General features: G+C 36.1%; 11 protein-coding genes and 1 pseudogene. 6 read left to right on the plus strand and 6 right to left on the minus strand.

Translation table 11 applies throughout. The features are described from left to right. Window positions 1–154 precede the first annotated feature (154 nt). Entirely contained in the window at window positions 155–2,392 is a 2,238-nt protein-coding gene (locus GMC_RS0109900; RefSeq protein ID WP_010521986.1) for a bifunctional alpha,alpha-trehalose-phosphate synthase (UDP-forming)/trehalose-phosphatase, read from the minus strand. Between the two features lie 76 nt (window positions 2,393–2,468). On the opposite strand from GMC_RS0109900, the gene GMC_RS0109905 reads away from it, so the two are divergent. Continuing rightward, window positions 2,469–4,271, plus strand: a complete 1,803-nt coding sequence (locus GMC_RS0109905; protein WP_010521987.1) for a glycoside hydrolase family 15 protein — start codon at window positions 2,469–2,471, stop codon at window positions 4,269–4,271. Window positions 4,272–4,368: 97 nt separating this feature from the next. Here the strand turns inward: GMC_RS0109905 and fbp are convergent, their stop codons facing one another. Together fbp and GMC_RS0109915 are read right to left on the minus strand one after the other, a co-directional pair. Then, window positions 4,369–5,373, minus strand: coding sequence for a class 1 fructose-bisphosphatase (gene fbp / locus GMC_RS0109910; protein WP_029489704.1), 1,005 nt, complete (start codon window positions 5,371–5,373; stop codon window positions 4,369–4,371). A 198-nt stretch (window positions 5,374–5,571) separates the two neighbouring features. Next, a complete protein-coding gene (locus tag GMC_RS0109915; protein WP_010521989.1) occupies window positions 5,572–6,024 on the minus strand; it encodes a DUF4199 domain-containing protein in 453 nt (150 codons plus the stop codon). A gap of 350 nt (window positions 6,025–6,374) precedes the next feature. Between GMC_RS0109915 and GMC_RS19645 the strand changes: the two genes are divergently transcribed. Both GMC_RS19645 and GMC_RS0109925 read left to right on the plus strand, forming a co-directional pair. Then, the gene (locus tag GMC_RS19645; RefSeq protein ID WP_010521990.1) at window positions 6,375–6,824 is read left to right on the plus strand and encodes a ferritin-like domain-containing protein; all 450 of its coding nucleotides are present in this window, start codon (window positions 6,375–6,377) and stop codon (window positions 6,822–6,824) included. A gap of 103 nt (window positions 6,825–6,927) precedes the next feature. After that, window positions 6,928–7,470 (plus strand): DUF4494 domain-containing protein, encoded by a 543-nt coding sequence (locus tag GMC_RS0109925; protein WP_010521991.1) that lies wholly within the window; start codon window positions 6,928–6,930, stop codon window positions 7,468–7,470. A gap of 364 nt (window positions 7,471–7,834) precedes the next feature. Here GMC_RS0109925 and GMC_RS22230 read toward each other — a convergent pair whose 3' ends face one another. Both GMC_RS22230 and GMC_RS23255 read right to left on the minus strand, forming a co-directional pair. Next, on the minus strand, window positions 7,835–9,733 hold the full coding sequence (locus GMC_RS22230) for an Ig-like domain-containing protein (protein WP_238527964.1): 1,899 nt from the start codon (window positions 9,731–9,733) through the stop codon (window positions 7,835–7,837). 549 nt (window positions 9,734–10,282) lie between these two features. Then, a pseudogene (locus GMC_RS23255) lies at window positions 10,283–11,899 on the minus strand (right-handed parallel beta-helix repeat-containing protein); the annotation flags it as partial. 657 nt (window positions 11,900–12,556) lie between these two features. Between GMC_RS23255 and GMC_RS0109935 the strand changes: the two are divergent. Beyond that, window positions 12,557–13,012: a hypothetical protein gene (locus GMC_RS0109935; RefSeq protein WP_010521993.1), complete on the plus strand. Its 456-nt coding sequence runs from the start codon at window positions 12,557–12,559 to the stop codon at window positions 13,010–13,012. A 111-nt stretch (window positions 13,013–13,123) separates the two neighbouring features. After that, window positions 13,124–14,173, plus strand: coding sequence for a tRNA preQ1(34) S-adenosylmethionine ribosyltransferase-isomerase QueA (queA, locus tag GMC_RS0109940; protein ID WP_010521994.1), 1,050 nt, complete (start codon window positions 13,124–13,126; stop codon window positions 14,171–14,173). An 88-nt stretch (window positions 14,174–14,261) separates the two neighbouring features. Here the strand turns inward: queA and GMC_RS0109945 are convergent, their stop codons facing one another. Continuing rightward, window positions 14,262–16,400 carry a cellulase family glycosylhydrolase gene (locus GMC_RS0109945; RefSeq protein WP_010521995.1) on the minus strand — a complete coding sequence of 713 codons (2,139 nt, stop codon included), beginning with the start codon at window positions 16,398–16,400 and terminating at the stop codon, window positions 14,262–14,264. A 928-nt stretch (window positions 16,401–17,328) separates the two neighbouring features. Here GMC_RS0109945 and GMC_RS19650 point away from each other — a divergent pair. Then, a complete protein-coding gene (locus GMC_RS19650; protein WP_010521996.1) occupies window positions 17,329–22,530 on the plus strand; it encodes an Ig-like domain-containing protein in 5,202 nt (1,733 codons plus the stop codon). The last annotated feature ends 649 nt before the right edge of the window (window positions 22,531–23,179 follow it).

Here is a 23,179-nt window from a genome sequence, read left to right on the forward strand (position 1 = left end):
TTCTAAGTTTTTGATTAGGGGACATGTCGTTTTTTGATGTTAAACTTCCCTAATTTAAAATGGTTAATTTTTTGATTCAATTTAATAAAATAACGCCGTAGCTTTAATTACAGCATTGTTTTATTTGTTTAAACTGAAAAAATTTTAATTATTATTAATTAACACTGGTATTGCCAAATTCATCGAGTAATTTGTGAACTTGAGTGGTGTTTTCAACATAATAATTGGCAATGGTTTTTTTAAGCCCTACTTTAACTGTATGTGTTTGTTCTGGCAGTTCTTTAAACATAAACTCATCGGTCCAGTCATCACCAATAGCAAAAATAAAATCATACGTTTTGTTTAGTAGCATTTTATTGGCAGATCGTCCTTTGTTAACACCACTTATTTTAATTTCTAGTACTTTATCACCTTCTAATATTTCTAAGTTATGATTGGCTATTAAATCCTGTATGGTGCTTTGTAATTCATTGGCGCGTCTTTGTCCTAAGTCTGGATCTGTGTTCCTGTAGTGCCATGCTAATGAAAATGCTTTTTCTTCAATCAATGAACCAGGTGTACGGTCCATAAAACGTTCCAAGATTGGCAATATAACGCCAAACCAATCATTGTTTAAGGCTTCTAGCATTTCCCAATCTTTTTCGCCATCTTTAAGCCAAGCACCGTGCTCAGTAATTAGGGTGTAATTTTTATGAGCAAACCATTTATTAAAGGTATATTTATCCCTTCCGGTAATTAGAATGAGGTCAGTTTTTGGATCATTATGTACCTTATCCAGTAAATCAAAAATTGCTTCAGTAGGTTTTGCATTTTCAGGAATTTTTTGAAAAGCAGCTAAAGTGCCATCGTAATCAAAAAATAACAATCGCTTTTCAGCATTTTTATACTTTTCAAGCAATTGTTCTTTGCGGTGGGGAGTTAATTTTTTAATTTTATCTTCTTTATGTTTGGAAGTAGATTCTTCTAAAGATTCAATAAAATCGCTAGCCCAACGTTCCACATTATAGCGTTTCAATCGCTTTTGTAATCCTTTGTTTCGTTCTATTTGTTCCTCTTTAGGCATTTCTAAAGCCATTTTCAAGGTATCTGAAACTTCTTCAAAGTTATTCGGATTAATGAGTAATGTTTCGCTCATTTCTTTTGAAGCTCCTGTCATTTCACTTAATATCAAAACACCAGTTTTATCTTCGCGACAAGCAATATATTCTTTAGCTACTAAATTCATACCATCCCTTAACGGGGTTAATAAGGCGACATCGCATGAGGTGTATAAATCAATTAAATTATCAAACGGGAGGGAACGGTAAAAATACCAAATAGGCGTCCAGCTAATTTCGGAAAATTTACCATTTATACGCCCCACAAGTTGGTCTACTTCGTTTTTTAATAATTGATACTGCGGAACATTTGAGCGCGATGGAACTGCAAGCATTACCAAACGCACTTTTCCCTTAAACTCTGGATATTTTTCCAAAAAATACTCAAACGCTAATAGCCTGTTTGGTATTCCTTTAGTGTAATCTAATCGGTCAATACTTAGAATAAGCTTAGTATCGGGAGATTCATCAAGGTGTTTGTCAATTTCAACCTGAACTTCGCTTTTGTCTTTTTGTTTAAGTTTATTGTTTTCTTTAGCAGCGTTTGCAAATTTGTCGTAATCGATACCCATGGGGAAAGAATCAACACAAACGTTTTTATCTTCTAAAATTACGTTATTAAAATCTAAGCTTAATCCAAGTAAACGCTGGACTGAACTTAAAAAATGACGTTCATACTCATAAGTGTGGAAACCGAGTAGATCGGCGCCAAGCATGCCTTCTAAAATTTCTTCACGCCACGGTAATGTCCTAAAAACTTCGTATGAAGGGAAAGGAATGTGTAAAAAGAATCCAATTTTAATATCCGGTTTTTTAGCTCTGATTAATTGAGGAAGCAATAGTAATTGGTAGTCATGAATCCAAACAGTGTCATCATCATTTAAATTTTCCAAAACAACATCGGCAAATTTTTGATTTACTTGTTTGTAAATTTCCCAATCGGGTTTTTCAAATTCAGCATATTCCATAAAATAATGGAAAAGGGGCCAAATGGTTTTATTGCTAAAGCCATAATAAAAACCATCAATATCAGTACTTGTTAAGTTTACGGGAACACATTGGTGTGCTTCTAAGCTTTTTTTAACTTTATTTTTAAGATCATCGTTCAAATCTTCATCAGTAAGTCCGCTCCAACCGATCCAAATACCATTACTATCTTTATGGACTGACTTCATTCCTGTTGCCAATCCACCAATACTTGGGGTTGCATTGATGTTATTTTTGTCAATTTCTAACTGAACAGGGAGTCTGTTTGATATTATAATAGTTTTACTTATAGAATGATCAGTATTCATTTTTCTTGTTATTTGTTTTTGTTAAATTACGCCAAATTAAAGAACCTGAATAACGCATTCAATAGAATTTTAGCCTATGACAAATTTGAATTATGGAATTATTGGAAACTGCCAAAGCGCGGCATTAATTTCCAAAACGGGGTCGCTGGAATGGTGCTGCTTACCAAACTTTGATTCAGCTTCAGCTTTTGCGAAAATTTTAGATAAAGACAAAGGAGGAAGCTTTGATGTAATTACAACAGAGGACTATAAATGTTCACAAAAATATATTGACAAAACAAACATATTAGTTACCGAGTGGGATAATGGGAGTGATGCCTTTGAATTTATTGATTTTATGCCAAGGTATAAAGATGAAGATAAAACACATTATACACCACCCGATATAGTACGCTATGTAAAATTGTTGCGTGGGAAGCCAAAGTTTAAAGTAAACTATAACCCAAAATTGAACTATGCCAAAGGGGAAACTGAGGTTGGAATAAAGGACAATTGCATCAAAGCAACTTACTACAATGAAACTTATGAATCTTTGTTTATGTATTGTAGTTTTGATCATAATCAGGTGTTGAATGGAGAGGAAATAACCTTAACAGGAGATGGTTATTTTTTAATAAGTTACCATGAAAAGTTACTAAATCAGTCCATTGATAGGGAATTTTTGAAATTGGAACGCACTCGTGTGTATTGGAGGAATTGGTCTGAAAAAACCACGTCATACAATTATTATAATGATGAAATTTTACGTAGTGCTTTGGTATTGAAATTGCTGAGTTATGAAAATTCAGGAGCAGTGTTAGCCGCCGCCACTACATCCTTACCAGAAACTATAGGAGAGGTGCGAAACTGGGATTACCGTTTTTGTTGGATTCGGGATGCATCTATGGTTATTAAAGTAATATCCGATTTAGGGCATTCAAGGGTTGCTAAGCGTTTTTTGGAATTTATAATCAGTGTAGTACCTATAAAGGATGAGAAAATCCAGATTATGTACGGAATTAATGGTCAAAAGAATTTAACTGAGGAAATTTTAGATCATTTAGATGGCTACAAGGGATCCAAGCCAGTACGTATAGGCAATGCTGCTTATGAGCAAAAGCAAAACGATATTTATGGAATTTTGATGGATGTGATTCATCAGCAATTTTTGCAGTTTAAAAACACCTTAAGCAACAGTGAGGAGTTATGGACTTTGAGTAAGAGTATTATTAATATTGTGAAAAAAAACTGGCAAAAATCGGATAAGGGCATTTGGGAATTTAGAACGGAAGAGCGCCATTTTACTTTTTCTAAATTATTGTGTTGGGTAGCCGTGGATCGTGCTATTAAAATAGCCAAACTTATTGGTAAGGAGGCAGATCACGATAAGTGGATTAATCTACGTAATGAAATACATGACGATATTTATAACAATGCCTGGAATGAAGAAATACAAGCATACACTCAGTCCTACGGATCAAAGGATTTAGATGCTTCTACTTTACTTATGGAAAGCTACGGATTTATTGAAGCTAAAGATCCTAGGTTTGTAAGAACAGTATTAGCTACGGAAAAGGAATTGTGTAATGAAGGTTTAATGTATCGTTACAAGAATAAAGATGATTTTGGGTTGCCATCATCATCATTTACAATTTGTACTTTTTGGATGATTAATAGTTTGTATAAAATAGGCGAGCGTAAAAAGGCGAAGAAAAACTTTGATGAACTATTATCCTATAGTAATCATTTAGGGTTGTTTAGTGAAGATATTGATTTTAAATCGAAACGATTATTAGGTAATTTTCCGCAAGCATATTCACATTTAGCATTAATTGAAACTGCAATTAATTTTTCAGGTGGTTTTACTGAAGAAGAAGAATTAATGTCTGCAATACATTAATACTAATCAGAGAGGTACAGGTACAACCCAATATGAAACAGAAAAGCTACCTAAATATTAGGTAGCTTTTCTGTTTTTATTTATGTTAGAAATGGTATTAAGATTTGCTCATAAAATCTTCCACCTTTTTAACCATATTTTTACTTCCACAAATAAATGGAATGCGTTGGTGAAGTTCAGTAGGCTTAATATCCAAAATACGTTTGTAGCCATCACTGGCAGCACCGCCAGCTTGTTCAGCAATAAAAGCTATAGGGTTACATTCATAAAGCAAGCGTAATTTTCCATCAGGTAATTTTGATGAACTGGAATACATATAAACTCCACCTCGTATCATATTCCTGTGTATATCACTTACTAATGATCCTAAATACCTTGAGGTGTAAGGCCTGTCTTCTTTTTCCTCCTGGCAATATTTGATGTAATTTTTTATTCCTTGTGGAAATTGTAAATAATGCCCTTCGTTTACTGAGTAGATATGACCATCTTCTGGAAATGTCATTTCAGGATGCGACAAATAATATGTGCCTAACGCAGGACTTAGTGAAAAACCATTTACTCCATTACCCGTGGTGTATACTAATATGGTGGAAGTACCATAAATAATATATCCAGCAGCAACTTGCAAATTACCAGGTTGCAAAAAATCTTCCATGGATACTGGCGTACCTACAGGAGTTACTCTTCGATAAATGGAAAAAATTGTACCTACCGAAATATTGACATCAATATTAGAACTGCCATCCAAAGGATCCATTAAAAGCACGTACTTGTTACTATGGTCTTTATTTTGACCTTTAATGGTAATAAATTCGTCATTTTCCTCGGAAGCTATTCCGCAAACAATTTCTCTATTAATTAATGAATTTATAAAAGTTTTGTTAGCAAATACATCAAGTTTTTGTTGCGCTTCACCTTGTACATTTGTCTCACCTGCAGCACCCGTAATATCTACCAAGCCAGCTTTATTAACTTCATGATTTACCACTTTTGCTGCTAGTCTTATAGAATTTATAAGCCTAGATAATTCTCCGTTAGCATACGGGAAATCTCCCTGTTTTTCAATAATAAATTCTCCAAGGGTCAAGCTTTTGTGTGGCATAAAAATAAAAAAGTATGGCTAAAAGTTAAAATGTATAATACGTATCGAAAGCTAATTTTTACATATTCAATAAATACTTAATTGCATAATATACAATATTAATCTATTTTTTTTAAGGTAATCTAAATTTATATTGCTAAAATTTAGAATTTTTTAAATTATTAAATATGTTATGTGCTGTAAAAACTAAATTGATTTTTAGCTTCCCATTTGGTGAGTATGAGGTTTTTTAAACAACTGCATGTAGGTAAGTGTCAATATTACTGAAGTTGCCATCCCCATCACAAATACTGAAAATATGGTTAGGGCAGATAGTACAGGAATACTCATATGCCAATATCCAAACATTTCTTGAATATATTCTGGATTCAGTACATAACTATAAATAGCAAAAAAACCAGTGAAAATTATGGTGGAATTCATCCCGGTTAACAAACTGATCTGAAAGCCATCTTGATAACTTAAATCTTTATTTTGTTTGTTCTTATATAATTGTAGCGAAATAAAAATTCCTGCCGCCATTATTACTCCATTTATTAAACTATAAATTGGCTCAGTATGCAAATCTAAAGAAGCAAAAATTAAAAAAGATACAATAAGTAAGATTGAAATGAATATTCCGAAAATTAAAGGGTGTTTTTTATTTCCCATAGTATGAATTTTTTAGTTAAAACAATTATTTGATATTATTTCATACAGCAATGAAAATTAAATATAGTAAGCTTTACTCGATATATTTTAAGTAAGTATTACTTAATTAATTTTAATTATCTTATATGTAAATGATATTTTATTTCTTACAAAGATGCCAAATTACACAGGTAAGCACATTGCATAATTTTTAGATAGTTTTGTAAAATTTTTAGTTATACTGTTGGAATTAAACTAGTTTGTGGTGCGTGTAAAAAGTAGAAAGATTACTCTTTTGTGTTAAAGTTAAAATCAAATGCACGCATACTATTATTTAGTTGATAGTACATTTACTTTTAAACACAAATATTATGAAGTCAAATACCGAAAAAGTAAAAAACCAATTAAATAGTTTAATTCAAAGTACGCATGATGCTATTGATGGATTTAGAACCGCAGCTGAAAACGTAAATGATCAAAAAATTGTTGATTATTTTATAGGAAGGATGAATGAGCGAAAGGTTTTTTTAGAAGATTTAAAGCAGGAGTTAATTGATTTGGGGGAAGAATATAACGAAACTGGAAGTGTTGGTGGGGTAGTGCATCGAGTATGGATGGATATTAAAGCAACGTTTTCTTCTAATAATGAAGACCAGATAATAAAAGAAGTGGTCAAAGGGGAAAAAGAAGCAGTGAAACACTACAAGCAAATTTTAAATGACGATTACTTGCCTATGAGTAGTAAATTGTTATTAAGGGAGCAAATTACCAGCGTTGAAAAAAGTCTTGGCAATGCCATAGTAATGGAGAGCTTGAGTTAATAAGATTAAGTTTTTTATTTTGTGAATATCTAATTTGTAAAATTAAATTTGTGCCTTTGTAATCATTTATATTTGTCGCCCTTATCATCTATAAATTTAAAACATGAGCGTAACTTGGTACGAGTGCAAAGTAAAATATAGAAAAACAGTAGAATCAGGCGAGCAAAAAGTAGTAACGGAAGCCTATTTGCTAGATGCCATATCATATACTGAAGCGGAAGCACGTATTAATGAAGAAATGTCCGCTTACATCGGCGAAGAATTTAAAATAACAAATATTAAAGTAGCTAATTATTCTGAAATTCATCCTGTTGAAAACTCAGATCGCTGGTTTAAGTCCAAAGTATCTTTAATAGCTTTTGATGAAGAAAGTGGGAAAGAAAGAAAATCGAACATTTATATTTTAGTACAAGCTAATGATTTAAAAGAAGCTTTTGATAACACAAATGCAGCAATGAAAGGAACAACAGGGGATTATACCATTCCAGCTATTGCAGAATCGCCTATTTTGGATGTATTTCCTTATTTTTCTGATGAGGTGGTAACGGATGAAAATGTTTCAACATCAAATGAAGAAACATTAATTACTGAACATGTTACAGAAGAGGCGATTTCAAGTAAAGAAGAAAATGTGTCATTAGAATAAGATGTAAATTTTATAGTTCGTTGTTTTTATTTTTAAAGTTAGAAGTAAAAACATCATTTCAAATGGATAATTTGTATAGAAAAGCTCGTTAGCGATGGACTCAAAAGCCAGTTCAGTCCAGGATAGATAAATAGAGCTCGTCTGAAAAATACTCCTTGCGTATCACAGGAACTCATTTATCAGTTTGTATTTGAAGTGTCAAATGAAAAAGAATCATTTTAAACAGGAAATTTGATGCTAGAGATGGTAAATAAGCTAGGAAACTAACAATTTTTTGAAGTAAAAAGCTACAAAGCATAAAATAGCTCTAAATAAAAAAAGGCTGTCTAAATTTTTAGACAGCCTTTCTTTTTATGATTATTAACTATTGAATGATCAATTTTTCGAATTGATTTGTACCTTGACCTTTTATTTTTAAGATGTACATTCCTGATTCGATTCCCAATAGCGATAGCGGGACTGTGAGATTCTCATCAATTTCTACGTTAGTATTAAAAACTGTTGCACCTTGCATATCATAAAGTGTGATATGATGGATACCAACTCGCAATCCAGAAATAGTTACCTGATTCGAAGCCGGATTAGGATGAAGTTTCACTAAATTAGCCTCAATATCGATATTTTTTTCTCCTACACGTCTAGAACCGCGTACACAATCACTATTAAATACATTTCCTCGATCATTGAGAACCCATATTCTATTATCATCTCCAACAGAAATATGATTGCCAGTTTGGTTTGATTGTTTAGACCATACGCGATTTCCTTCATAAAAATATACGCTGCCATTACTTTCAGACAATGCCCATACATTTCCAGTTCCTTCTGCAATACTTATGTCTCTTGCTTTGAAAGTTCCTTTTCGCGACCACCTGTCACTACTTAGTTGATAAACAAAACCATCTGTACCTACTATCCAGGGATTACCATCCGAATATACGTCCAGTTTCCTAGCCTTAACAGGAGGATTCAGTCGTGTCCAATCTCTTGAAGCGGAATTTCGTCTGTAAACTGCGTCATCATTACCTATAATATACAATTCATTTCTATTGGCGCCTATATCTTTACCGCTACCACTAATCAGAACCCATCGGTTATCTGGACTATAACGGTATATTTTACCATCTGTCGCAAGAACCATAGGTTGTCCAGCCCCTCCTACATCAACTCTATCGGCTCGGAAACCACCATCTGGTAAACGTACCCATCTATTATTTACGCGTTCCCAAACACGTCTATTATTACCTACAATAAATGTTTTTCCTAATCCACTTCCGATATCTCTTCCTCCTCCATTTAATCGGGTGAAATCGCAGAGACCAGCATTTGGATTAGACACAGTTACCCTTCTGCTAACCTCTTTTGTAGCTCCATCATTATCAGTAGCAACAGCTCTTAGTGTGTAGGTGCCCGCACTTAGATTTTTTAATTGTGAATCATTTTGTGCTGCGAGACCCCAATCATACGGCGCAGTGTTTTCCTGTCGTACCAGTCTATTGTTAATAAATAACTTCACATTTGAAATGCTGCCATCGCTATCACTGGCATTAACGTTTACAGTCAAATTACCAGGTGCAGTAAAAGTTTGATTATTGTTATTAGGCCTTGTAAATGATATCGATGGTTGCGCATTAGTAGATACAACAGGAGGAGTGCCAACCGGAACCATGTTGATGTAACCTGACTGAACCCCGACTCCGTTGTTAAACACTTTTACAAATAAATCTCCCGATGATGGATCAGGGAAATAGGTGGTGCTGTTCGATCTACGCAGGAATCTAAGTTGACTGTTCTGTTGTACATCTTCTCCAGTTTCAAAGAAAGTTGGTCGCATTACATTCGCCATGCCTTTAAACCTTAAAGTGACACTTTGGGATCCATCGGGGATCGAATATTGAAACAGGCTGAACCGAACCCCCTCGGAGTCTAAATCAACAGCACGTGCGAATTCCACCTCGTACTCTTCACCTAAAACCACCTGAAGTCTCGGACGACGGTTGATCAAGATATCGTCGTCTCGCTCACTGGCATTGCCGCCCATACTGTACTTTCGTCCCTGTCGATTAGTGATGGTCCAGCGTGCATTTTCATACGGGCTAGTGTGTCGGCGTTCTAATTGTAATGTAGCGACACGCTTTTTGGTTAGACCAGTGTATCCGCCATCGTCGGTACGAAGAATGTCACCGTCATTGACATCAATGATCCAGTTGTTGAAGGAGGTTACAATGGTATACCCGGCACCACCACCAATCCCAGAGGTCAACGATCCATCAACATCATAAATTGTTTTTTGAGAATACTGGCGATTGACACCACTATTGGTATTTAGCAACTGGTCGTGGCTTCCATCGTTTTCCCAAGACACGCCGGAGATGGAGGCATCGGGGCGAGTTCGATCGCCAATACCATTTTGAAAGAAGATGCCGTTTCTGGCGAAGCCTGCAATGTGAATATCATCCCAAACGGAATAACCGTGATACATGTTCAGCATGACGGGTTGACGGTTTCTTCGAGGACCACCACGCTGATGATTTCCGCGACTATCACCTACAATGAGTCCGCCATCAATACGCATCGGATCCGAGTCCATCATCACGACTTCATTGTCGGCAGCTCGGAAATTAGGGAACTGCAGTGTGACATTGGTTACTAAGGGATAAAGCCCCGTAGCACTTTTGTATAAAGTCAAGTTTGAAAACACTGGATCGACGTTGTCAAAGTAGGGGACACCTTCGCGGAACCTACCAGCATTGCTAGCTTGGAAACTTCTATGCCCCGCGGGAATAGCAATAAAACCAGTCCACATCGAGTGCCCTGAGTTGTGATCAAAGCGTCCCATTCGCTCCCTAACGGGATTACGCTGATACATCCTTCTAAGGTATGAATTTGATGCCAATAAAGATTCGTTTGGAGTACTGACCGGATTGCCAGGCTGAGCGATCCAATATGCGGTACCTTCTGAACCGGCAGCAATGTTGCCCACGAATGTATTGTTTACACCGGTGATCCAGTATGCCGCAGTCGTCCTGAAGCGCACCCCGCCGTCACCGAACCGATCAGAGTTATCAACGATAAACGGATCGGAAAGATCTCGGGAGCCACCTGTCCTATGAATCCCAAAAGCAATGTTAGCCTCAAACCGATTGCCACGCTCAACACCGCTTTCCAAGAAGAAACCATGACCATGGATGTCATGTGCCACTACGCCTTGGATTAATACATTGTCAGTTCCGTGAACCACGACAGCGCGGTTGTTGGAATTGGTGATGCTTGAATTTCGTATAATGTCGCCACGTCTGTTGCCGGCAAAGTGCCAGTGGATCGGATAACGCCCAAGTCGTCCTGCTTGCCCCATTTGATCCAACTGAACGCCATCAACGGTTGATTGCCCCGCTGTATTCATAATCATGATGTGACCACCAATACCGTTGATAGTCTTACCATTTTGGCTACCGCTACTGTGCACTCTAAGTCTCCCGCGGTCACCGAAAGAATTATCGGTATCCTGCGAATCAAGACCCTTGATTACAATATTACGACTGAGTAAGGCAACTTCAGCACGTAGGTCGATGGAATTTGGACGGCCTGTTGCTCGACGACTACCAGGACGTAGGTTTTGACCATAGGTCTCAATTTCACCATAGTGTCGATGGGTGGTTGCGCGATTGAGCGTCAGTCGCGTCCTCCTACCATAGTTTTGAACGCGGGTGATTGTACGAACATCTTCGTCAGCGTAACCAAAGCGACTAGATGCGATGACGATTTGGTCACCGACCTCCCAGTTCAAACTGCGATCAGAAGCGATTGAGGTATCCCCGTCGAAGTTTCGCTCAATAACGTTGTGTACAACGATGCTGTTAGAACCTGCCTCGGCAGTTTGCTCAAGCTTGGTAAAGCTTAATCGCTCTTCTCCAAAGAATTGTAAACGACCGCCACCGCCAGCCATCAAGAAGCCGTCATTGTCAGTGATGTTCATATTACTACCATTAGCCATTGGTATCATGTGATCGGCAAGGGGATTAGTACCCGTTAGGGTTAACGTAAAATTACCAGTGTCGAAACGGTTGCTTCGTGTTCCGATCTGAAACACACCACCACTGTTGACATGTACCCAGTCCGTAGTCAACGAGCGGTTCGTAGGAAACCTTGAGTTTTCTGGAACTCTCAATACACCATGGACAACGACTTCATTGGCGGAGTGATTTTCAGTAATGTCTACAGTAATGCCTCTGGAGATGATTGCTCGGTCGTTGCGACCAGGAATCCCTCTATCCCATGTAGCAGCAGAGTTCCATGGGCCGTTATTAGTAGCCCTAATGACGGATTGACTTTGTATGTTTTGAAAAGAAAAAAACATACACATTATACATAATGCATATATTTTGAGATGAGCGTGTAAAGTAATTTTTTTTGAACGTAACTTTTTCATTTTAAGCAATAATTTATTAAATATTAGTTATGTTGATTGAAGGCATGGGAAATTATAGACACAACGTATTATAAACAAAAATATTGTATTGCATCAAACCGGTTCTCAACCTGGCGATAATTTGTTGTAATTAAGAGTAATATATAAAGGCAAAAAAGGTTTCAGAATCAAATAATTATGTAAAAATGCTGTGTTCAGTGAAATTTATCAAACACCTCCTTGTTTTATTTGTACAGTTTATTGGTCTCAGGTTTTTTTAAAACTATGCATTTTTAATGCATTTCGCTTTTAGCTTCTAAAAATATTACAAGAGCTATTGGCAATTAGTAATTAGCTGTTGGCTTTAAAATACTGCTAATAGCTAATTGTAAAAACGGATGTTTAAAAAGTAATGACTTTTAGTCCATAATAGGTCATTTTTGTAATTCATTAGTAATAAAAGTAAAAATTGACATTAAATTTTTTCAACAGTACACATTAAAATTATTTTTTTTATTAGCGTTAATTAAGTATCATTTTTTGAGTAAAAATAGAACTATGATTAATAGTTGTAAGAGTTGTTCTACAGCTAAAACGTTGTATTTTTTTTATCGAATTTTTAACGCAATATTTTTGAATATCAGATGTTAATGCTCGCATAACACATATACTATATTCATGAAACAATCATTATTATTTTTAGGATTTTTATTGCTGCCTTTTTATTTCAATGCACAAATTGTTGTTGTTGAAAAAAAGAATAAAATTGAACTTGTGGGCGGCATTCAACCCATTAAAAGGCATAAAGTAGAACTTACTAGATTTGAAAAGACCTACTGTTTAAATTATATCGATACAAAGCATAAAAGCAGTTATGAATATAAAAGTTTTTGCTTTGATGATTTGGAAGGCTCATTTGATAGCTTTTATAATACAATTATTAAAGGATTTGAAGATTTGCCTGAAGATCCTGTAAATATTTCATTCCCTAACTGCAACGTGGAGTTTAAGTTTTCATCCTCATTAGGAACTTCTTATGTGGAGTTTTTTCATTATTATAATGGTAATGTAGGTACTAGCGTGTTGATTTCAAAAAGTAAATGGGAAAGACTATTTGGAAGAGATAAAACTTAGTTTTTAATTTGAAAACATGAAATCGAGTACAGCAACGTATTTTTTTGATTAAATACTTGACAACCCCTATGCTCAGATTGTATATTTGCCCTCTTATCAAAAACTAGATATATGAAGTTATCACATTTCGATTTCAATTTACCCGAAGAATTATTAGCAGAATATCCTTCTGAGAATCGTGACGAATCCCGTTTAATGGTTTTAAATCGAAAGGAAAATACAATTGAACACAAACAATTTAAAGACTTAATCGATTATTTTGATGAAAATGATGTAATGGTATTGAACAATACGAAAGTATTTCCTGCACGTTTATTCGGAAATAAGGAAAAAACTGGTGCCCGTATTGAAGTGTTTTTATTACGTGAATTAAATTCAGAAACACGATTATGGGATGTTTTAGTTGATCCAGCACGTAAAATTCGAATTGGTAACAAATTGTATTTTGGTGATGATGAAACTTTAGTAGCTGAGGTTATTGATAACACCACTTCAAGAGGAAGAACTTTACGCTTTCTATACGATGGTTCTTACGAAGAATTTCGAAAAAAATTGAATGACCTAGGGGAAACACCACTTCCTAAATATATAAAAAGAGAGGTAGAGCCAGAAGATATGGACCGCTACCAAACGATTTATGCCAAAAATGAAGGTGCTGTTGCGGCACCAACAGCTGGGTTGCATTTTTCCAAGCATTTGTTAAAACGTTTGGAAATCAAAGGAGTTGATTTTGCCGAGGTTACTTTGCATGTAGGTTTGGGAACATTTAGTCCTGTTGAGGTAGAGGATTTATCCAAACACAAAATGGATAGTGAAGAGGCTGAAATTCAGTCGGAAGCTACGCGAGTTGTAAATAAGGCAATCAAAGAAAAGCGTCGTATTTGCGCTGTAGGTACTACAGTAATGCGAACTTTGGAAAGTTCAGTTTCTTCGGAAAGTACACTAAATGAATTTCGTGGATGGACCAATAAATTTATTTTTCCTCCTTATGATTTTAGTATTGCAAATTGCATGATTACTAATTTTCATACCCCTAAGTCAACTTTGTTAATGATGGTTTCTGCTTTTGCAGGTCATGATTTAATGAAAAGAGCTTATGATGAAGCAGTAAAGGAAAAATACAAATTTTATAGTTATGGTGATGCCATGTTAATCATCTAATCACTTAATTGCAATATTATCATATCAAAAAGAGCTGCATGTTTTCATGCAGCTCTTTTAATTAATTGAAAATTAGCGCTCAACTAAGCTATTCCTTAATGAAAGGGATGGTTTTTACAAAATTGTTAGGTGTTGTAGATAGTATTTGTAAAAAATAATGACCAGTACTCAAAGTGCTTATATCAATTGATGCATTGTTCGGATAAATTGTTTCGGTAAATACTATACTCCCTTGCATGTTTAGCACATTTACTGTGGAAGTTTCAGATAATCCATTAATAGTTAAAATATTTTTGGTAGGGACAGGATATACATTGAATGGATTTAAATCAAGTATTTTAGTTCCGTTTGTAGCACAATTCGGAGTGGAGTCCTGATTGCTGAAATAAATAGTAAAATCTCTATTTGCTGATCTCATTATAAAATTGTCGCCATCCAATCCTACCCAGTAAGTACCATCTAAATTGGCAAATCCAGTTGAATTGAGAGTAATACTAGGTTGGGTACTATTAAAATCGTAAGATGCATTTTTTTTAAGATCAATCCACCAGTTTGGATTGCCATTATTCGTATTCATTGAAAATTGATACAAGTCATTGTTAGCCAAATCCCAATTAACCGTAAAATTTGTTACGTTATTTAAATTTAAATTGGAGGCTCCAATGAGGTGTATATTTGTGTAGGATGCGTTTCCTGTAGATGGTAAAGCATTATTAATGGGCAGTCCAAAGGTGCAATCATCATTATTACTTGGTGGATTCGGAGAGTCAGTCTGTTTTTTTGAAATTTTAAACCAATTAATATTAAATCGACCTGATTGTGCAAATAATTCAAAAGTTTTGCTACCTTGTTGCAAATTTACTTCAGTCTCAATAGTCATCCAGTTTTGCCAAGCTCCAGTGTTTGGTATAGTTATAGTTTTTAAGTTAGTTGTGTTACTTTTAAACTGTAGCCTTCCCGAGGAAACAATACTTGCTACTCTGTATGTAATGGTATAAGTTGCGTTTTCAGGTATGGCTATTCGGTATTTTAAATAATCACCATTATCAATATATCCAATATTTTGACCGCCACCTGTATCCTGTGTAGGTTCTTTACGTATTCCTTTTTGTGCACAATAATTTTCTGCTTCAATTTTATTTGCAATAGTTAGACCACTTCCAGTGCAACCATCCACTAAAGGCGGAGTTGGTTCAGTTGGAGAAGCGGAGCCGCCAACGGTATTCCAATTTTCAATAATTCCCTTGATGTATTCCCCAGTAGTGGTAAGGTTATTGTTAATTAATCCCCTTATTCCAGTATTGCTGGCAACAACCGAGGCACCTTCGGCCTTGTCGCTAATAGACCAGTTGGCATGACTAATGCCGTTGGATTTCATAAAATCAAGCCAGCGTTGTGTTTCTGCCCTATCGGCAGTGCCGTCTCCATTGGAGTTAACAGCCCCCCATTCGGTAACAAATAACGCAATACCATTGGCCATAGCTCTTGAAGCTTCGTTTCTTAAAAATTGTTTATGAGTTCCTGAATAAAAATGAAGCGCGTAAGCTACATTTGGATCATTAATGGGGTTATTAGAAGCTTCGACAACTTTTTGTGACCATTGTGAGGATCCTACAATAATTAAATTGTCTGGATCTTTAGCTCGGATTGCCCTAATAATGGCTTCTGAATAATTTTTTATAGTTGACCAACTTTGTGCTATGGGTTCATTATAAACTTCATAAATAACATGGTCATTGTCGCCGTATAATTCGGCCATTTCGCTAAAAAACGCAACAGCTTGACTTTCGTATTGTTCTGCGTTGTGGGAGTGCCAATCAATAATCACGTAAATGCTTGCATTAATTGCAGCATTAACTACGGCTTTCACCTTATTTTTTTCTCGGGTAGGATTTGAGATGTAACCACCAGGATTTTCAACTCCCATTGCGGCTCTAATTATGTCTGATTTCCAATCGGTAGCAATGTGATTGACCGTTTGTGCATTATAAAATTTAGCACCTTCACTAAAATTACTCCAAAAAATACTATTGCCAGCTAAGCTGAGTGCAGCATTATTTTTGTCAACTACTCGGTTGTTTATAACCCTAAGCCTTCCGTGTTGCTCAACAATTGATTGAGAGTTTGCAGAGTAGCAAACTATAAATATCAAAGTTGTTATTATTAATTGATAAATAGGAAAGGCAATATCACACCTTTTTTGGTGAAATTTGAATACACTTTTCATAATATGATTTTAATTAGTTGTTTTTACGAGACATAGATATAACGCCAAAATGTACTAAATATTTTAAATACCTGATTATAAGTTATTTGTATTTAAATTTTACTTGCGTAAATTAGAAATTTTTGGAGAAGTGTTTATTTTTTAAGCGCTAGTTTTAACTTAAAAGAGGAGGAATACAATAGTTGTTTTTTAGAGAATAAAAATGGAGTATTTTGTCTTTTTTTGTAAATTTTTAGGAGAACGAATTCAGAATTAAAGTTGTCATCAAACTAGATTAAAAAGTTTGTAAAATAAAAAATGAGGTATTCAATTTGTAATTAGCTTCAAGCTAAAAATAAAAGTGGCTTTTTAATTTTTTTAAACATTGTTATCAATGCTAATGTGAGCGTAAATTTGGAATGATAAATTATATCGACATGACTTATTTTTTATGGATAGAATTTTAACTATAACGTTTAAGGTGTTTTTTAAGTTTTAAATAATTGAATTTGAGGGATTTAAATAAAGTTATTCAAGCAGTACTTAGTTTTTTATAGTTGTGTTAGGGCTGTTTTTTTATGCTATATGACGATTGTTAATTTTCGTTGTTTATAATTTGTTAAGTAAGTTGTTTTTATAAGTATTTGTTTTACAAGTTTTTGATTTTTATTTTTTTAAATGAAAGTGATGCAGGTTTAGTTTTTTGTAGTAAATAATTTGTAGGAAACATCTTAATTTGTTTTTCAATAATGGTTTATTTATTAGGTTTATCGACTTAAATTTCCTTCTGGCAAATAGATAGTAACAATTATGTTTTTTTGTGAAATATATAAGCTAAGTCGTCGTTTTGCAAGAGGTATTTTTGAGTTTTAAAACAGCTAAATCAAAATAAATATACGACATACTGATTTTTCAGTCGTTTATTGTTTTAAAAATAAAGTGAAGGCATATGATTAAGAAAATTATTTTTGGTTGCACAGTATTGTTTTTTGTGACTTTTTTTGATGTTCATGCACAGCTTTCAATAACACCTGACAGCGGTCCGCCAAACACAATTTGTGCAGGTGCCCCCGAAACAATTAGGCTGATTAGTTCGGCAGGTCCTTTGGATCCTAATGATAGGATCGAATGGCGCTTGTTTCCTGATACCGCTGGGGTAATTAAAAGTGCTTTAGTAAGTGCGGGAGGAGATTTTTTAGAATTAAACGGTGCAGGTTTTCCAGTAATTGCTGATACTCAATTTAGGGCGACTAGAAATGGTGTTGACTCGGACTTTGGTCAAATTTTAATTACAGTAGATGGTGCAGCAACTGGGTTGCCTCAAGATGCTGGTACTGGAGGGAATATTGACCTTTGTGGCAGATCCAGAGGTGATGCTATTGATTTATTAGCGTTAACTGGAGGGGATGCAGGAGGAACTTGGTCTCCCGTTTTGTTTACAGGAACTAATATTTTTACTGTTGGTTTGGACACGCCAACTATTTATACGTATAGTTTTCCTGCATCAGGTACTGGTCCTTGCGCAAGCCCAGGTTCATCTGCCCGAATAGTAATTGGGGTATGTCCAGATGTGGATACTGATGGCGATGGAATTAATGATGATATGGATCCCGATGATGATAATGATGGAATTACTGACTTAGAAGAAGAATCTTTGTGTGCTGCTACAGGTTTAACAGAAACAGCGCCAATTGTAGACATTGATTTTGGAGTACACGTAGGCCCAGCTACAGAAGCTGCTTCCGACGATCCAAATGTTTTAGGACACACATTTGTAAATAATCCTCCTATTGGAGGAGAATTTGCAGTAGCTACTTCTACTTTTTTAGATCAGGGAATTGGAACGGTAGCTTCGTTTTTTGCTTCGACAAATGCCATTGGAAATCTAGATGCCGATGGTACGCTTGATGGTCGATTTTTATCAATAAACATACAGCGAAATTTTATAGGACAAGTAATTTATAATTTACCAAATATTCCAGTAGTTGGAGGGAAACCTTATATTTTTAGAATTGATTTGGCGGGTCTTTGTGATGGATGTCCAAATTTACCAATCATTGATTTGGAAATTAAAGATGGTGCTGGTAGTGTGTTGGCAAATGCAACATCAGCAACTTTAGGAATTGCAAATGATGATGTATGGCGAGAGGTACGTTTGGATTTTACACCAGCCGCATCAAGTTTGGTTACATTATCTATAATTAATAGTCAATCTGAAGACCAAAACGGGAATGATTTGGGAATTGATAATATTCGTTTTTCACTTTTAGAATGTGATTTTGATAAAGATGGTATTCCCAATTCATTGGATATTGATACGGATAATGATGGGATTTTAGATAGTATAGAGGGAGTTCCAAATTACGCTGATATAGATTCAGATGATGATGGAATACCTGACAATATTGAAGCTCAATTCTCTAACGCCTATGTCCCGCCATTAGGGAGCGATGTAGATGCTGATGGTTTAGATGATGCTTATGATGGAACAGGAAGTCCAGGAATTGTTCCAGTAGATACAGATGGCGATGGCATTCCCGATTACGTCGATACAAATTCTGACGGAGATTGTTTTGATGATAATACAGAAGCTTACGATACTAATTTAGATGGTATTTCGGACACCGCAGCAACGGGTTCAGATACAGATTTAGATGGATTACTTGATGTTTTTGATACAGTGATTTTGGAGCCTGCCACTTCCGGAACGAACTCACCTAATGGAACAACTCCAACAAGTTTTCCTAATTTAAGAATACCAGGAACACCTGAAAGAGATTGGAGAGAATTTGATAGTGAAGCGGGTACAATTTCAGGAAATCAGGATGTATGTGTTGGTGGTACAACTACATTAACTTCATCAATGCCAGGAGGAACTTGGGTGTCTTCTGATGTTGCTACTGCTACTGTTGATGCAGCAGGTGTGGTAACTGGAGTAAGTGAAGGTGTCACTACCATAGTGTATACTTTATGCCCTGGGGTAACATCACCTCCATACGGAATTAGAGTAGGTAGTGGTGAAGATGCAGGAACCTTATCAGGCATTCAGGAAGTTTGTGTAGGGAGTACTACAATTTTTAATTCTACAGTGTCAGGGGGTACTTGGAGTTCGTCTAATACCAGTATTGCAACAGTTGACGCGGCATCGGGTACGGTTACAGGAGTGGCTTCAGGCGGTCCGGTTAATATAACATATACTGTAACTAGTACGGTAGGTTGTGCACCAGGTATAGAAAATCGAGAGGTTACTGTTTCAGGAAGCCCAAATGCAGGAACACTTACTGGTGTTGATGATATTTGTTTAGGAGATACTACGACATTTATGTCAACCCAACCCGGAGGAACATGGCGCTCGTCAAACAGAAGTATAGCTACTATTGATGACGTCACGGGACTAATTACTGGAGTGCTTGTAGGTACCACTACCATACAGTATGTAGTTACAGGTTCAGGAGGATGTCCTGATGAAATAGTTTCAAAAAACATAACAATAAACAGGTCACCGGATCCAGGGGTAATAATGGGAGCTGAACGTGTTTGTGAGGCTAGGTCAGTTATTTTTACTTCTACCGAACCCGGAGGAGTTTGGAGTTCTGATGATACTAGTATTGCAACAGTCAACGCCACTACGGGTGAAATTACAGGAGTTAGCTTAGGGACAACAACTATTCGGTATACAATAACTGCTACTGGAGCAGCAGTAAGTTGTGGCGATGGTATTGCTACAAAAGAAATTAGCGTAGATACTACACCAGATGCAGGTATGGTAACGGGAGGTGATCAAATTTGCGTGGGTAGTGATACTTTATTCTCATCTACCGAGCCTGGAGGAACTTGGAGTTCTTCTGATCCTACTATTGCCTCTGTGAATACAACCACTGGTATAGTTACAGGTATAAATGTAGGAAGAGCAATTATAACTTATACTATTCCTGGTACAGCAACTTGTTCAAGTGACTCGGCAAGTAAAGATATACGAGTAAGCCGAATAGCTTCCGATGCAGGTACGTTGGATGGAGAACAAAATATATGCGTAGGCGGGACAACTAATTTTACATCTACGCAATCAGGCGGTGAATGGACATCTCTTGATGCAGCTATCGCTACTGTTGATCGTTTAACTGGAGAAGTTACAGGGGTAAGCAGAGGAACAGCAAGGATACAGTATACAGTACCTGGTGATCCTTTTGGAGGTACCTGTGCGGCAGGGTCGCAAACCAGGGATGTAATTGTGGAGAATTTAACAGAACCAGATGTGACTATCTCTACTCGTTTCGGTATCGTGGAAACTTGCGTAAATAATGAACCTCCAATAGTATTATTATCTACTGTTTCTGGCGGAGTATGGATTTCTAGTAATCCTAGTATTGCCAGAGTGAATGCCACTACAGGAGCTTTTGAGCCTGTAGGTGAAGGAGTGGTTACTATTGGCTACACCGTGAGCAGAAATGGTTGCGAAATAGAGGTGAATCGATCTATTGATATTACAGTAAATGCAGTGCCTAATCCAGGGATTTTGTCAGGTGATCAAATGATATGTGAGGGAGATACGGTGATGTTTGTGTCTGATGGTGATCCTGGAACATGGAATTCGTTAGATAGTGCGATCGCTACAGTGGATGCAAGCGGGAATGTTACTGGAGTTTCAGGCGGAAGTACAACTATTGAATATACAGTAGCAGGTTCGGGAACTTGCGCAGCAGCTACTGTAACCAGAGGAATAACTGTAGAGTCAACTCCAAATCCAGGAGAATTGCTTGCTGATCAAAGAATTTGTGAAGATGGCTCATCAGTAATACTTTCTATAGGGACTGGCGATACTGGTGGTACGTGGACTTCCTTAAATGAAACTATTGCAACTGTGGATGCCATAACTGGAGAAATAAGAGGAGTATCGCCAGGTATAGCTACAATTACTTACGAGTTAACTACATCAGGTGATTGTGAGGCAATGGGACAAACCAATGTTATAGTTGAGGCGGCTTTGGATGCAGGCACGTTAACGGGTGAACAAACTGTTTGTTTGGGGCAAACAACAACTTTTGCTCCTGAATTAGGCTTTACTGGAGGGAACTGGAGGTCATTGAGTCCAAGTATTGCTAGTGTAGATACTAATGGGGTAATTACTGGAAACGACTTTGGAACTGCTGTCATTGAATATACATTAGTAAGTTCAGGCCCTTGTGGGAATGCTTCTACTACCCGAATGGTTACAGTAGCACCACTTCCTGCGGATCCAATTATTAATGATGTAGAAATTTGTGAGGGTGATTTTGTTGAGTTTAGAGCGGGTATAGCAGCGGGCTTAACGGCAAATTGGTTTGATAGTGATGGAATTACTTTGTTATCTTCAGGCGAGGATAGGTTTAGTCCATCAGTTTCTGGTTTAGGAATTTTTGATTTCTTTTTGCAATCAGTAAATCCAGTAACGGGATGTGAGAGTGAGTTATCACCATTCAGTTTAACTGTGTTTGAAGCACCAAACGCTGGCACGGGTGGTAGTTTTACAATTTGTGAAGGTGAAACTTTAACAATTAGCATGCTGGACAACTTTTTAGTTGATGCCGACCCGGGAGGTGTATGGGATCCTGAGGTAGCAGGGCCAGATATTTATACTTATACCGTAAGTCCAATTAGTACGACCTGTTTAGCGGACGTAGCTATAGTTGCTGTTATAGAAACACCTTCCCCTTCGGGTACTACGGTGACCACTGGTGATAGAAGCGCAACAATTAATACTCCGGTTGGGCTGGACTTAGAATATACAATTGAGCTGGAGGATGGGAGTACTATTGGTCCTCAATCTGAAAATTCATTTACTAACCTTCCGTTGGGTGTTCATTTTGCAGTTGTTAATAATAATTGCGCACCACCAGATATTGTTCAATTTGATCTATTTGGGTTTCCTAAGTTTTTTAGCCCTAATAATGATGGTCAAAATGAAACCTGGAATGTAGAAGGGGTTAGGACTAATGATTTTGTAATTTCAGTTTTTGATCGTTACGGAAGATTAATGAGTTCTTTTAGCCCGCAAAGTAATGGGTGGAATGGAACGTACAATGACCTGCATATGCCTGCTGATGATTATTGGTACTTTGCAGTACGCGAAAATGGTGACGAATTCCGTGGGCATTTTGCTTTATTGCGATAGAACAAAATAAACATTGTTGAAGTGTCTGTGCTTCATAAGATAAAAAAAGACTGCCAAAGAATATCTTGGCAGTCTTTTTAGTTGATGTATTGTGGTGTTACTTCTGTTTTAACTTCGAATTTTCCATACAAAATAATTCTTTTTATATGATGCTTCAAAATAAAATAGTAGCTGAGGTTACGCTTATGTTTTCTTTCTTTTCTAAACAAAAAAAATGAATTTTATTTGATCAATCTAAAAACAGAACAAATATAATAGGTTAAATCCGAAGATTATACGCTTTCTCATCATGTGTTTATTGCAAAATAATGTCTCTTCTTTATTGTAGCCATTAATCATTTTTAACGTTAAGAGAAATAAAAAAGGATATTAATGTTTAAACCTCTAAATAAGTAGCTGTCACGTTTGATTTTTTTATGACAAATAGTAGTAATTCGTTTGTAAATTGTTTATATAAGGATCGGGTTGATTAAACGTAAAATAATAAAACTTTTTCGTATTACAATATGATCACTTCTGTTTAAAGTAGTTCGTCGAATAGACTTTGCTTTTAAACGAAAACTACTTTAATTATTTTTCTTACGGCATCTTAAAACATAAATTTATATTAATAAAATGGCATAAGTGGCAGCGGTATTTTGATAATACA

Origin of the sequence: Aquimarina agarivorans (genome assembly GCF_000218485.1) — a bacterium.
Lineage (GTDB): Bacteria > Bacteroidota > Bacteroidia > Flavobacteriales > Flavobacteriaceae > Aquimarina > Aquimarina agarivorans.